Raw genomic sequence first — 12,919 nt, 5'->3', positions numbered from 1 at the left:
CTAAGGAAGCATAAAGGTGTGAGTGTGAAATAATGGTAAACGGGCAGGGATTATTGCCAGCGGTGTTCCAATTTCTCAATCGCAGCGATTCGTTCGGTCGTTTTAGGATGGCTCATCAACCAAGCGAGCGGCTGGCCGCTGTTTCCGGCCAGAGCGTCCAATTTGGTGAATAGCGATTTTTGCGCCGCGATGCCGATGCCGGATTTGGTTAACAGTGCCGCCGCATAAGCGTCCGCTTCGTATTCATCCTGCCGCGACAAACGGGCCGCCAGCAGCCCAGATAGCATCCCCGCAAGCCACACTCCAACTCCGGGAATTAGCCGCCCCAGAACCATCCCCAGCGCCACACGGATCGCATTTTGTCCCGAAAAATCAATCATCCGACGCCGCGAATGGCCAAGCGCGACATGCCCAAGTTCATGGGCAATCACGCTGGCAATCTCTTCGGCGCTGACATCACCGTTCTGATATTTTTGATAAAAGCCGCGGGTGATGAAAATACGCCCATCCGGCGCGGCGAGTCCATTTACTGGATCGATCTCGTAAATATGTACTTTCACTTGGGCCAGATCCAGAGAATCCGCCATGCGTGCGCACAGTTTGCGCAGCACCGGATCGGCCAGCTCCGTGGATTTTGCATCCAGCTCCGATTGGGTGCGCCAGATTGAAAACCTATAATAAACAAAGCCGTAGAGTAGGGCGAGAAGGATCGGGGTCAGTTTTAGCATATGTTAAGATATGGCAGTTAAGTTGACGAAGACCAGCCCCAAGGAGAAAGGATTTCAATTGGTAAAATTCAGGCGCTCTATAGCTAGACATAAAATGGACGCTGCCCCCACCCGCAACTGCAGGCAGGGACAGTGTAATGGGCCGTAAATACGCACCCGATTGTGTTAGCGATCAGGCGATGTCAAAGATGAAGTCAGTGGCATCGATATTTGCAGAATTTGTGGATTTCAGCAGGGCGAAGGCATCACCGTCGTGGGACAGGATTGTTTTGCCGCCAGCTTGCGTGACGTCGATGTCTGCGAAAGACAGAAGAGTGTCGTCCAACACCATGATCTTGTCGACACCGTCTTCATAGTCTTTGACCACGTCGCGGGAATGGTCCGGATGTGAGATGTCAAAGACAAAGGTATCGGCACCATCACCGCCGTTCAGCTTGTCCTTGTCAGCGCCACCTTCAAGCATGTCGTCACCTTTGCCGCCATCCAGTTTGTCCTTACCTCTGTTCCCTTTCAGATAGTCATCACCGCCAACGCCGCGAATGTCGTCATTACCGGCTTTGCCTTTGATCATGTTGTCCGCGCTATTGCCGATTATGTCGTCATTATAGGCAGTCCCAACCGCGTTTTCGATCAAAGAATCAGCGGCACCACTGATTCCGTCCTCAAATGCTGCGATGATGTCCGAACTGTCCGAACTCAGCGGCACAACTGTGCCAAACCCGAAGGCATCGACCAAAGCCTGATAATCAGAGGTGACATCGGTTGTGACAGCAAAAACCGGAATAATACCAGCGTCCAAGAGAGCAGCTTTCACCATCTCGATTGTCGGGTAGTCCTCGCTTGTGCCATCGCCGCTCGGACCGTCAAGCACGGCATCGCCGTTATTAGGCGTATTGGGATTGTCGCCCGCAAAATGGGGTACAGCATCAGTGGTCAGCACCACAACTTTGAGTGCAGAGGAGCTCCAACCGACTTCCGAGGTGCGCAGAGCAACCTGAAGCAAGCCCGTCATTTGGGACTCAGGGAGGTCACTACCGTCCCCTGTGGACAGACCGGTCACCGCAGTTTTCCACGCATTGGTGTCGGCAGTCAGGCCGAGTTCCGTCTTATATTCATGGTCGGTCGACGATCCAAAAGGTGAAATCGGTTTGTCGATAAAGGACGTCAATCCCAAGCGCACGTCATCCGCCAGGCCGCTGACCGAAGTGATCAGATCGTCTACCAGCCCGTTCACTGTTAATAGGTCATTAGAGAAGGACCCGGAGAGGTCTTGTAAAAGCACCAGTTCCAGTGGCCGATCTGAGTCTTTCAGGCCAGAAATTTCGATCACGCGATCATCCACATAAGATAGCGCACCGGGCGACAGGTCGATGTCCGCACCTGTAATACCGCCCGCAAAATTCAGCGTGTCGATGCCAGAAGTGTCCGTGATAATCGACCAATCACCGGCAAATCCGTTAACGAAGTATTTGTCATCACCGCTGCCGCCAAAAACCTGATCGTCACCAGCTGTCATAACAATTCTATCATTTCCGTCACCGCCGAACATGATGTCGTCCCCGATCCCCCCGATCAGAACGTCATCGCCGGAACCAGCATCCAGCGTATCGTCGCCATTCAGACCGGCAAGCAGGTCATTGCCTTCTAAACCATGGATAATGTCGGAAAACAACCCGCCGACCAAGCCGTCGTCTTCCTCTGTACCAATAAAATCTGCCATTTTACTATTCTCCCTCTAGACCATTTTTTGTCTTCTAACCGGTTCAGCCGGCGGAAAACGATTAAAATATCGGGGTTCCAGCCCCGTCAGGTCATAATCTCTGGTTGAAATTTCCAATCTGTGACCTTGACCTTAGGGTAGGCTTCAGCAGTTTCTGGTACAAGAATTTAACTACGAAAGAGTGACAAGGCTCACTAGTTTTCGGTCGAATTCACAAACGGGTCGCAAAAGATCACGACTTTAACGATCTCTTCACAGATGGCTACTATTTAGGGTGGAGCATTGGTCGCTTCTGAAGGACAGGTTTGGGGTCCGCGCGCGTCGAATATCGCCAAATTAGGATTCGCAGATTACAGCTCTTGGTTACCATTCCCGTTCGGCACCGTTTGCTCTAGAAGAGAGCGCTCGTTGAGCCAGGGATGAATGGCGACAGCGCGGCGCAGGTAGATCTGTCCAAGTGCGGGGCGGCCGTTGCGGATGTGGATCAACGCAATACCTGACAGGGCGCCAAAATGGGCGGGCTCCAGCTTCAGGCAGCGGGACAACAGGTCTAGTGCCTGTGTGTCTTGGTTCCGCAGGAAGTGGGCGAAAGCCAATTGATTGTATCCTTCGCCAAACGCCGGGCAATATTGAACCAAGCGACCAAGGGTCGCTTCTGCCCGCAGGTAGTCGCCATAGCGAATGGCGTTGTTACCAACGTCGAGCATTTCTTGGGCAACCTCATCCGGTGCCACATGCCAGAACTGCCAAAGCGCGTTTGCAGCTGTTCGTGCCTGTCCAAAATTATCGGCTTGCGCCAGCGTTTCCAGCAAGATCGCCCGTTCCTCCCCGCGGTCCGGCAGGGGCGGGCAATCCGCCCATCCCTGACCGGCCATCAAAACTGTCGTGATCAAAGCGCGATAGAACATAGCCAACACGCTGGCCGCATCAGAGTTTCCTGTCAAGACGTGCGTTACACGGCTTCGCCGATCCAGCCCCGATCCGATTGTGGCGGGATTGTCCGCGCAAAGCGTTCCTTGCCGTTCGTTCGATGTGGTAATGTGACCTCCCTACGCCTGAGCTATCGTGTGGAGGGTCATTTGCGAGTTAGCCTGACCAGGATCTAACGCCCGAGCTCCTTCATAGCTCCTTCGATTCCCTTCAATGTCATTGGATACATCCGATCATTGAAGATTTCCTTAAGGAGCATAGTAGAATGGGTGTACTGCCAGTATTGCTCTTTCACGGGATTGATCCAGACAGAACCGGGCCATTGTTCCTGCGCGCGTTCAAGCCAAACCTTGCCCGGTTCTTCGTTCCAATGTTCGTTCGCGCCGCCTTTATACATGATCTCATAAGGGCTCATCGCGGCGTCACCGACGAAAATGCATTTGTAATCAGATCCATAGGTTCGCAAAACGTCCCATGTAGAGGTCTGCTCGGTCCAGCGCCGCGCATTATCTTTCCAGACACCTTCATACAAACAGTTGTGAAAGTAGAAATATTCCATGTGTTTGAATTCGGTTTTTGCCGCGGAAAAAAGCTCTTCGATCAGCTTGATATAGCTGTCCATCGAACCGCCAACATCGAGGAATAACAATACCTTAACTGCATTGCGACGTTCGGGGCGTGTGATGACATCGAGATAGCCGTTTTCAGCTGTTGCACGTATCGTTCCATTCAGGTCCAATTCGTCTTCAGCCCCTGCGCGGGCCCATTTTCGCAGCCTTTTTAACGCAACTTTAATATTGCGTGTGCCAAGCTCTACGGAATCGTCGAGGTTCTTGAAATCCCGCTTGTCCCAAACCTTCGTCGCCTTCTGGTGGCGACTTTCATTCTGGCCGATCCGTACACCTTCGGGATTGTACCCATAGGCCCCAAAAGGAGAGGTTCCCGCTGTGCCAATCCACTTGTTTCCGCCCTGATGGCGCTTTTCCTGTTCTTTCAGGCGCTCTTTCAGGGTTTCCATTAACTTATCAAAGCCACCGAGGCTTTCAATTTCGGCCATTTCTTCAGGGCTGAGGTGTTTTTCAGCCAGCTTGGTGAGCCAGTCATCAGGGACGTCAACTGCGTTCAGGACGTCGTCCACGGACAGGTTTTCCATCCCCTTAAAAACATCTGCAAAGACCAGATCGAATTTGTCGAGATTGCGTTCGTCCTTCACCATCGTGGCCCGAGCAAGGAAATAGAAACCTTCAACATCATAAAGCACGAGGCCGGTTTTCATCGCTTCAAGAAACGCCAGAAATTCCCGCAGGGACACGGGAATTTTTGCGGCGCGAAGGGCTTCGAAGAAACGCAGAAACATTTAGACTAATCCCATCCAGTCGACCATGACCGTTGCAAACAGGGCAAGGAGGAAGAAGATGATACCGTGGATGACACTATACTGGACTTTGTCGGCAGTTTTTCCACCGAACTTGCTGGCGCGATACCATCCGATGATGGCGCCGATCAGGAAGGCTGGGATTGTAAACATTGCTTAACTTTCTTTCTGGGGCAGGCGGGGCGGCAGGTTTGCGATAATGCCAAGCCTTTTGTTAATCTCGCCCGGCGGGTGAATGCCGTATTGTCCCCAAGCGATGGCCTCTTCGCGCAGGGCCGTGGCTTCATTCGTGCGGCCTGCCAGTTTGTATATTTCGGACTTCATTGCCAGAAGGCTGAACATCAGTCGGCCATTCTGTGCGGTTTTTGCTGCAATCAATCCGCTTTCAATAAACTGTAGCGCCTGACGGAATTCGCCGCTCGACATGGCAAGCGACGCCATCTGCAATCCGGCCTGTGCGGTGTGGATGTCGTAAGGTCCGAAAATCGTAGAGAAACTTGCATAGGCGCGGGCATAGTCGGCGGCGGCCTCTGCGCCGTTGGCAGAGGCATTTACACGGGCGCGGGCGTAATAACTAAAGCCAAGCCGGTGATCTGTCATCCCCAATTGCTGCGCGATGCGCACGGCGTCCGATGCGGCTTCAATTCGTGTCCTTTCGGATGCATCAGGACCCAGCGCGAGTTCGATCTTGCGCATCCAAGAACCGGGTGTCTCCTGAATCTGGCGCGGTGCGAGCCCGACGCCTTCTGGATTAACGCGCCCAAGAATCCGCGGAAGCACGGCAGCCACTTCGTGTTTGGCCATGCCTGATTGCAGTTCCGGCGCGTACATGGCCCGAAGGATCATCATATCGTAAGGCGTCAGAACAATGTGGAAATTGTCGTCGTTAAACACAGAGTCCGGCAGGCGGTAGAGATCGTTCAGCGGCCCGATCGCTTGGGCGAGTTCTTCGTGCAGACAATCACGCGCATCCTGCAGAGAAATATCGCGCGGCATGAACACCGCGGCCCGACTACGCACCTCCAGAGAGGTCCAGTCAGCACGTCGATTAAAGCGGTTTTTCCGAAAATCTGCCCAACTACTCATGCGAGGGACGACGATGCAGGCCGCCGTTGGCGCGGCGCGGCGCAGCTGGCGTTTGGAAACCATTTCAATTACGATATTCGCCGCAGCCGCTGTTTGGACGCGAGAAATCGGGATATTGGCCTCGGAGCGCAACCGCTGGATCAGCCGGTCAAGATCCTGACCGACCACAGGACTGGAAACATTCACCAGCGCAACCGTGATCGGTCCCTCAAAGCGGGACAACCGGGACAGATCCTGACCGCTTTCAAGGGCGAACGTCAGATCGAGAAATTCTTCAAATACATCCACATTTGAACGCGCTACACCCTTTGTGGGTGGGGGCGACTGAAAAGTTTTCATCGCGCTCAGCTGGACCGCCGGATCGGACCGCTTGTTGACCACATCGGCCATCGGTCCCGCACAAGAGGCAAGGGTCATCGCTGCCAGTCCGAATGCTGCCCGACGCCAGACCGTCATATCTGGTACTTCACAAAAGGAGCGAGCGTTGCCACACCGTCATAGAGCTTGCGCGCGACCGCGTTGTCTTCTGCCGTTAACCACCAGACTTGCGGGCAGTTATGCTCCTTGGCGTGGGCAACAACGGCATCAATCATCGCTTTGCCCGCACCTGTGCCGCGAATTTCAGGACGCACGTATAGGTCGTTCAGATAAATGCGGCTTTCCGGCCCCCAGAAATGGCTGTGGTAAAGAAAGTTAACGATTCCAACGGCCCCGTGCTCCGGCGTCTCGGCAACCATCGAAAACATGCCTTCATCGGGATCAAGAATACGCTTCCATGTTCCGGCATAGACGTCTTCATCGCGACTGGTTTCGTAAAAAGCGAGGTAATCCTTCCACAGTTCGCGCCAGTCGGATTCATCCGCAGGTGTCACATAGCGAACGGTTGTGGTCATCGATTGCCCCGCGCCATGAAGGCGAGCCGTTCAAAAAGATGCACATCCTGTTCGTTTTTCAACAGCGCGCCGTGCAGACGGGGCAGGGCGTCCTTGCCGTCCCGTTTCATATCCGCAGGGTCCAGATCTTCAACCAGCAGCAGTTTCAACCAGTCCAAAACTTCCGATGTGCTCGGTTTTTTCTTCAGGCCCGGTGTTTCGCGGATGTCGTAGAATTGAGTCAAAGCTTCGGCAACGAGTTCCGGTTTGATGCCCGGGAAGTGAACTTCTACGATTTGTTTCAAAGTTTCGGCTTCTGGAAAACGGATGTAGTGGAAGAAACAGCGGCGCAGGAAGGCGTCGGGCAGTTCTTTTTCGTTATTTGAGGTGATGATCACAATCGGGCGTTTCTTGGCCTTGATCGTTTCGCCGGTTTCGTAAACGTAGAACTCCATCTTGTCGAGTTCTTGCAGCAGGTCATTTGGAAATTCGATGTCGGCTTTATCGATCTCATCGATCAGCAACACCAGACGGTCGCCAGCTTCAAACGCCTCCCAAAGTTTGCCCCTTTTGATGTAGTTTTTCACATCGTGGACCCGCTCTTCACCAAGTTGGCTGTCACGCAGGCGGCTGACTGCGTCATATTCGTAAAGGCCTTGCTGGGCTTTGGTGGTGGATTTGATGTTCCATTCCAACAGGGGCAGCCCCAGTGATTTGGCCACCTGAATCGCCAGTTCTGTCTTGCCGGTTCCCGGTTCGCCTTTAACCAGCAAGGGGCGCTCCAACGCGATGGCAGCGTTCACTGCTACGGTCAGATCGTCGGTGGAAACATACTGTTGCGTGCCTTCAAACTTCATTTTTATGCATTTCCCTGATAGCTTGGGGGCAATCTAGTATTCCCGTCACAATGCTGCAACCTAAGAAGGAAGTGGGGTGACAATACGTTACGACTCGGATATTGGATGCGCAAACGTTGGGTGAGAACGTCATGGCACTACACAGTGAATTTATTAGGGAGAAGAGAATGAAAGCTGAAGTCATTCTTGATGCCGACTACCGTCCAGTCGACAGCGAACCATTTATGAACGAGCGTCAAACTGAATATTTCCGACGCAAACTGCTGGCCTGGAAGGCGGACCTTCTGTCAGACAGCAAAGACACCATCGAAGGCATGCAGGAAGGCGCACGGAACATTCCGGACGTTGCAGACCGTGCCTCCGAAGAAACAGACCGCGCGCTTGAACTGCGCACACGGGACCGCCAGCGCAAGCTGGTTACCAAGATTGACAGCGCGCTGCGCCGGATCGAGGACGGGTCTTACGGCTATTGTGACGACACAGGGGAGCCGATTTCCCTGAAACGTCTGGATGCCCGTCCGATCGCGACACTTTCCCTCGCTGCACAGGAACGGCACGAGCGCAAAGAAAAGGTTCACCGGGACGATTAATCGTCGGTAAATCCTAAAAAATAATGAAGCCGGTGCTGATGCGCCGGCTTTTTTCGTGGTGTAAGAAGTATTCCGGTTACAGCAGGCGCGCAGCGTCCTTGCGGGCAAAGCTTTTCATCGCTGCACCGTGATCATCCAGAAACTGGCGGACCCGATCAGGATCGTGCTTGGACAGGCTGCGCAGCCACCAGCTGACTGATTTCTGGATGAACCATTCGGGATCATTCACGTAGCCTCCAGCCCAGCCGAGGATACGCTCCCGTTGGGCCAGTTCCGCCGGTTTCGGGTGGGTTGATTTGGTCCAGGGCAGAGTGATCACCATCGCAGCGCGGCGCACCCAGAGGTTTTCATCACGGGTCCAGCTTTCGACTGTATCAAGCCGCGCATCGTCCAGAAACAACCGCCGCGCACCCGCACCGCAAGCATGATCGGCAATGGCCCAAGCGTCAAACATCGGAACCCAGCGACAGATTTCGTCCCAGACCGCCTGGTCCGGTTTGATCCGCGCCTGTGTCAGCAGTTTCGCCGCCGCAATGCGGGCCTCATGGATATTGCTATCCCATAGGAAGGATGCAATTTCAATACGTTGAGGGACGTCCGTCGCCTTGCGCCAGTCTTTGTAAAGTGCGTCGATTTGCGGATTGGCAACGCCGAGGTAAGGGCGTTCGACCTTGTGATAGGCGGCCATCTCAGCCGCCTTTTCAGGCTCACCCAAAGCGGTCAACTGCGCCAGAGCATCCTGCGGGGTCATTCCACCGTCACCGATTTTGCCAGATTACGAGGCTGATCCACATCGGTGCCTTTATAAACGGCTGTATGATAGGCCAGCAGTTGTGCTGGCACGGCATAAAGGATCGGCGCAAGCATCGGATGAACCGTGGGCATCACAATCGTCTGCCACGCGCCGTCTCCGGCCTCTTTCGCGCCTTGGGCGTCCGTCACCAGAATGATCTTTCCGCCTCGTGCCATGACCTCTTGCATGTTGGACACCGTCTTGTCGAATAGGTCGTCGCGTGGCGCCATCACCACCACTGGCATATGCTCGTCCACCAATGCGATGGGGCCGTGCTTTAGCTCTCCGCTTGCATAACCTTCGGCGTGTATATAGCTGATTTCTTTGAGCTTTAACGCTCCTTCAAGGGCGAGCGGGAACATCGCGCCGCGACCCAGAAACAAGGCATCACGGGAATGGACAAGCTGGGCGCAAGTTGCTTTGATCGCCTCTTCCTGTTCCAGCGCAAGGTTCAGAACCCCCGGCAAACCGTGCAGGGCCGCGACCAGTTCAGCTTCCTCGGCGGCGTCAATATTGCCTCGTTGACGGGCGGCCTGAATGGCAAGAGCCGCCAGAACCGTCAGTTGGCAGGTGAAGGCCTTGGTGGAGGCCACGCCTATTTCCACACCCGCCAGAATGGGCAGGGAGACATCCGCCTCGCGCGAGATAGAACTTTCCGGCACATTCACGATGGCGACGGTTTTGTCCACGTTTTCGCTGCAATAGCGCAGGGCCGCCAGCGTGTCGGCGGTTTCGCCGGATTGGCTGACGAAAAAGGCGAAGGAATTGTGGCTCAGCGGCGGTTCGCGGTACCGGAATTCCGATGCAATATCCAGTTCCACGGGCAGGCGGGCGATCTGTTCGAACCAGTATTTCGCCACGTTGCAGGCCAGATAAGCCGTACCACAAGCCACCATAGTGATCTTGTCGATGCTGATGAAATCCAGTTCAGTACCGGGCAAGCGGATGGATTTTCCATCTGGCGCGGCGTAGTGCTTTACCGCTTCTGCCAGAACGCTTGGCTGTTCGGCAATTTCTTTGGCCATATAGTGTTTATAGATGCCTTTGTCGGCATTGATCGCCCCGTGCGAAATCTCGCGCATCTCGCGGTTGGCGCGCGCGCCGGAGGCGTCGGTGATTTCGGCACCAGCGCGGGTGATGACGGCAAAATCGCCCTCTTCGAGGTAAGTGACTTTGTTGGTCATCGGCGCTAATGCAAGCGCGTCAGAACCGACAAACATCTCGCCATCCCCGTGCCCAATCGCCAGCGGAGAGCCCTTGCGCGCGGCGACCAGAAGATCGTCCTGCCCGTCAAACAGGAAGCACAGCGCATAAGCACCTTCCAGACGGGCCACGGTTTGACGTGCAGCAGTAATAGGGTCAAGCCCTTGATTCAGATAGTTTTCGCAAAGCTTCACAACAGTTTCCGTATCGGTCTCTGTCTCAAACACTGCGCCCTGTGCCGACAATTCCTCACGCAAGTCGCGGAAGTTTTCGATGATGCCGTTGTGAACCACCGCCACATCGCCCGCCTTATGGGGGTGGGCGTTTTGCACATTTGGCGCCCCGTGGGTGGCCCAGCGGGTGTGGCCGATGCCGGCCTTGCCCTTGATCGGTTCATGCACCAGCAGGTCCGACAGATTTACCAACTTGCCCACAGCGCGGCGGCGTTCCAGTTTGCCGTCCTGCACCGTTGCAATGCCCGCGCTGTCATAGCCGCGGTATTCCAGACGGCGCAACCCGTCCACCAGAATAGGGGCGGCTTCGTGGTTGCCAAGGATGCCTACAATTCCACACATCTTATTTGTCCTTTAACTGGGCAGCTTTGGCTGCGCGAAGCTTGTTCATTACCCGCAGCGCCAAACCGGTTTTATTCACCTGTTTGGCCCGCGCAATGGCGAGATCGCCGTCACCGGCATCTTGCGTTACCACTGATCCGGAGCCTGTCATCGCGTCTTCCCCGATTGTAACAGGTGCAACCAGTGCTGTGTTGGACCCGATAAAGGCCCGTGCGCCGATGACTGTTTTATGCTTGAAAACACCGTCGTAATTGCAGGTGATCGTACCCGCGCCGATGTTGGCATCCGCGCCGATTTCCGCATCACCCACATAGGAAAGATGGTTAATCTTCGCGCCAGTTCCCACCAGTGCCGACTTCACCTCAACAAAGTTGCCGACCTTCGCACCGCCGCCGATTTCCGCACCGGGGCGCAGGCGCGCGTAGGGGCCGATCACTGCGGCCTCGCTGACGTGGCAGCCTTCCAGATGGGAAAATGCACGGATATGGGCGCCGCTTTCTACGGTGACTTCGGGGCCAAACACCACGTTTTGTTCGATCACCACATCGCGTCCGATATAGGTGTCATAGGCGAAATGAACGGTTTCAGGGGCGGAGAGGGTCGCGCCGTTTTCAAGCGCTTCCAGTCGGACAGCTGCCTGAAAGGTTGCCTCTGCAGCGGCCAGATCGACGCGGGAATTGACGCCCATGGTCTCGGCCTCGGGGCAGGTGATTGCCGCGCAGGAAAGATCCCGATCCCGCGCCAAACCCACCAGATCCGTCAGGTAGTATTCTTCGCTTTCGTTATCGTTTCCAACGGCTTCGATTAGATCGAACATGGTGGAACGATCTGCGCAGATCACGCCTGAGTTACATAGGGTGATGGCAAGCTCTTCAGCACTGGCGTCCTTGGCTTCAACGATCCGCGCCAGTCCGCCGCTCTGATCAAGAACCAAACGGCCATAGCGTCCTGGTGCGGCAGCTTCAAAGCCAAGCACAACAATACCCGCACCGGATTGGCGCGCCGATAGCATGTCCTGCAGGGTTTCTTCGCGGATAAAAGGCGTGTCGCCATAAAGAACCACCACATCGCCGTCAAAATCCGCCAGCGCGTCGCGGGCCTGCTGAACTGCATGGGCGGTGCCAAGCTGTTCGTCCTGCGTGACAATGACCGTATCTTCTGCGTAATCGGTCGCCGCTGCGGCCACCGCTGCGCCGCCGTGTCCGGTGACAACGACGATTCGGTCTGCCTCAATCGACTGGGCCGCACGCATGGCATGGACCAGTAGCGGCGCATGGGCCACTTTGTGCAGGACTTTGGGAAGATCCGATTTCATGCGGCTGCCTTGTCCGGCTGCCAGAATTACCACTGCTACAGGCATCTTGCCCCCTCGGAATTTTTCTGTTCCATGTCACCTAGCCTAAAAGCATCTCTACAAAAAGGGGGCGTTTCTCAAGAAAACTTTCATTGCGTTACAAGCTGTGGCATGTGGGCGGAAAAGGGAATGAAATGAAGTCTGTTATTTTTGATCTCGACGGCACGCTTGCGGATACCAGCGGCGATCTGATTGCGGCGGCGAATGCCTGTTTTGACGGTCTGGGGCACGGGCTGTTGCTGGACGCTGAAGCGGATATGCTGACAGCGTTTCACGGTGGGCGTGCGATGCTGCGGCTTGGCTTTTCGCGGATCGGGGAGCCTTGGGACGAAGCAATGGTCGATGCGCAATATGATGTGCTGCTGCGCCATTACGGTGAGAATATCGCCGTACATACAAAGCTGTATCCCAATGTCGAGCAATCCTTGGAGGAACTGAAATCCCGTGGTTATCTGCTGGGGGTTTGCACCAACAAGCCGGCGGCGCTGGCTGAGACTCTGATGGGCCAGTTGGGCGTGCGCCCTATGTTTGGCGCATTGTTGGGGGCGGATACGCTGCCGGTGCGCAAGCCTGATCCCGAACATCTCTGGGAAACCATCCGCCGCGTCGGAGGCGATCTGGAACGCTCGGTTTTGATCGGGGATACGGACAACGACCGCTCTGCCGCGCGCAACGCCAATGTGCCAAGCGTTTTGGTCACATTCGGCCCATCTGGGCAGGGTGTCTCCGAAATGGAGCCAGAAGCCTTGCTGCACCATTACGATGATCTGCCTGATCTCGCCGATCAACTTGTGCGATAAAAGCTGTGTTTCACAATTCCCGAAGGGCGGTTTGCA

The 12,919-nt window shown here is 55.1% G+C and carries 13 protein-coding genes; 2 read left to right on the top strand and 11 right to left on the bottom strand.

Annotation, left to right across the window (positions count from 1 at the left end; translation table 11 throughout):
- Positions 1-50: 50 nt before the first annotated feature.
- The 8 genes from IEX10_RS12065 to IEX10_RS12030 form a co-directional block, all read right to left on the bottom strand.
- Positions 51-728 (bottom strand): M48 family metalloprotease, encoded by a 678-nt coding sequence (locus IEX10_RS12065; protein WP_188675499.1) that lies wholly within the window; start codon positions 726-728, stop codon positions 51-53.
- A gap of 172 nt (positions 729-900) precedes the next feature.
- The gene (locus IEX10_RS12060) at positions 901-2,448 is read right to left on the bottom strand and encodes a M10 family metallopeptidase C-terminal domain-containing protein (RefSeq protein WP_188675495.1); all 1,548 of its coding nucleotides are present in this window, start codon (positions 2,446-2,448) and stop codon (positions 901-903) included.
- A 350-nt stretch (positions 2,449-2,798) separates the two neighbouring features.
- Positions 2,799-3,356, bottom strand: a complete 558-nt coding sequence (locus IEX10_RS12055) for a tetratricopeptide repeat protein (RefSeq protein WP_188675493.1) — start codon at positions 3,354-3,356, stop codon at positions 2,799-2,801.
- 194 nt (positions 3,357-3,550) lie between these two features.
- Positions 3,551-4,735, bottom strand: a complete 1,185-nt coding sequence (locus IEX10_RS12050) for a vWA domain-containing protein (RefSeq protein ID WP_188675489.1) — start codon at positions 4,733-4,735, stop codon at positions 3,551-3,553.
- Entirely contained in the window at positions 4,736-4,906 is a 171-nt protein-coding gene (locus IEX10_RS12045) for a hypothetical protein (RefSeq protein WP_188675486.1), read from the bottom strand.
- Between the two features lie 3 nt (positions 4,907-4,909).
- Entirely contained in the window at positions 4,910-6,295 is a 1,386-nt protein-coding gene (locus IEX10_RS12040) for a DUF2927 domain-containing protein (RefSeq protein WP_188675483.1), read from the bottom strand.
- Positions 6,292-6,732, bottom strand: a complete 441-nt coding sequence (locus tag IEX10_RS12035) for a GNAT family N-acetyltransferase (RefSeq protein WP_188675480.1) — start codon at positions 6,730-6,732, stop codon at positions 6,292-6,294. The genes IEX10_RS12040 and IEX10_RS12035 overlap by 4 nt, the downstream gene beginning before the upstream one ends.
- Positions 6,729-7,568, bottom strand: coding sequence for an AAA family ATPase (locus tag IEX10_RS12030; RefSeq protein WP_188675477.1), 840 nt, complete (start codon positions 7,566-7,568; stop codon positions 6,729-6,731). Before IEX10_RS12030 ends, IEX10_RS12035 begins: the two co-directional genes overlap by 4 nt.
- 167 nt (positions 7,569-7,735) lie before the next feature.
- Between IEX10_RS12030 and dksA the strand changes: the two genes are divergently transcribed.
- Positions 7,736-8,158 (top strand): RNA polymerase-binding protein DksA, encoded by a 423-nt coding sequence (gene dksA / locus IEX10_RS12025; protein ID WP_188675473.1) that lies wholly within the window; start codon positions 7,736-7,738, stop codon positions 8,156-8,158.
- A 76-nt stretch (positions 8,159-8,234) separates the two neighbouring features.
- Here the strand turns inward: dksA and IEX10_RS12020 are convergent, their stop codons facing one another.
- The 3 genes from IEX10_RS12020 to glmU are packed head-to-tail and all read right to left on the bottom strand — an operon-like array spanning position 8,235 to position 12,089.
- Complete coding sequence (locus IEX10_RS12020; RefSeq protein ID WP_188675470.1) at positions 8,235-8,909, bottom strand: DNA alkylation repair protein; 675 nt, start codon at positions 8,907-8,909, stop codon at positions 8,235-8,237.
- On the bottom strand, positions 8,906-10,729 hold the full coding sequence (gene glmS, locus IEX10_RS12015; protein ID WP_188675467.1) for a glutamine--fructose-6-phosphate transaminase (isomerizing): 1,824 nt from the start codon (positions 10,727-10,729) through the stop codon (positions 8,906-8,908). Before glmS ends, IEX10_RS12020 begins: the two co-directional genes overlap by 4 nt.
- A 1-nt stretch (position 10,730) precedes the next feature.
- Positions 10,731-12,089: a bifunctional UDP-N-acetylglucosamine diphosphorylase/glucosamine-1-phosphate N-acetyltransferase GlmU gene (glmU, locus tag IEX10_RS12010; protein ID WP_188675464.1), complete on the bottom strand. Its 1,359-nt coding sequence runs from the start codon at positions 12,087-12,089 to the stop codon at positions 10,731-10,733.
- A gap of 128 nt (positions 12,090-12,217) precedes the next feature.
- Here glmU and IEX10_RS12005 point away from each other — a divergent pair, with 128 nt between their 5' ends.
- Entirely contained in the window at positions 12,218-12,883 is a 666-nt protein-coding gene (locus IEX10_RS12005; RefSeq protein WP_188675461.1) for an HAD hydrolase-like protein, read from the top strand.
- Positions 12,884-12,919: the final 36 nt, after the last annotated feature.

The organism is Neptunicoccus cionae, from assembly GCF_014643735.1.
Classification (GTDB): domain Bacteria; phylum Pseudomonadota; class Alphaproteobacteria; order Rhodobacterales; family Rhodobacteraceae; genus Amylibacter; species Amylibacter cionae.
Note: the sequence above shows the minus strand (reverse complement) of the source record. Positions and strands in the feature narration are given on the sequence as shown.

Coding starts and splice junctions, on each gene's coding strand:
- IEX10_RS12030 (WP_188675477.1), bottom strand. CDS start 7,568: ATGAAGTTTGAAGGCACGCAACAGTATGTTTCCACCGACGATCTGACC.
- IEX10_RS12040 (WP_188675483.1), bottom strand. CDS start 6,295: ATGACGGTCTGGCGTCGGGCAGCATTCGGACTGGCAGCGATGACCCTT.
- IEX10_RS12020 (WP_188675470.1), bottom strand. CDS start 8,909: ATGACCCCGCAGGATGCTCTGGCGCAGTTGACCGCTTTGGGTGAGCCT.
- IEX10_RS12065 (WP_188675499.1), bottom strand. CDS start 728: ATGCTAAAACTGACCCCGATCCTTCTCGCCCTACTCTACGGCTTTGTT.
- IEX10_RS12035 (WP_188675480.1), bottom strand. CDS start 6,732: ATGACCACAACCGTTCGCTATGTGACACCTGCGGATGAATCCGACTGG.
- IEX10_RS12050 (WP_188675489.1), bottom strand. CDS start 4,735: ATGTTTCTGCGTTTCTTCGAAGCCCTTCGCGCCGCAAAAATTCCCGTG.
- IEX10_RS12055 (WP_188675493.1), bottom strand. CDS start 3,356: ATGTTCTATCGCGCTTTGATCACGACAGTTTTGATGGCCGGTCAGGGA.
- IEX10_RS12045 (WP_188675486.1), bottom strand. CDS start 4,906: ATGTTTACAATCCCAGCCTTCCTGATCGGCGCCATCATCGGATGGTAT.
- glmU (WP_188675464.1), bottom strand. CDS start 12,089: ATGCCTGTAGCAGTGGTAATTCTGGCAGCCGGACAAGGCAGCCGCATG.
- IEX10_RS12005 (WP_188675461.1), top strand. CDS start 12,218: ATGAAGTCTGTTATTTTTGATCTCGACGGCACGCTTGCGGATACCAGC.
- glmS (WP_188675467.1), bottom strand. CDS start 10,729: ATGTGTGGAATTGTAGGCATCCTTGGCAACCACGAAGCCGCCCCTATT.
- IEX10_RS12060 (WP_188675495.1), bottom strand. CDS start 2,448: ATGGCAGATTTTATTGGTACAGAGGAAGACGACGGCTTGGTCGGCGGG.
- dksA (WP_188675473.1), top strand. CDS start 7,736: ATGAAAGCTGAAGTCATTCTTGATGCCGACTACCGTCCAGTCGACAGC.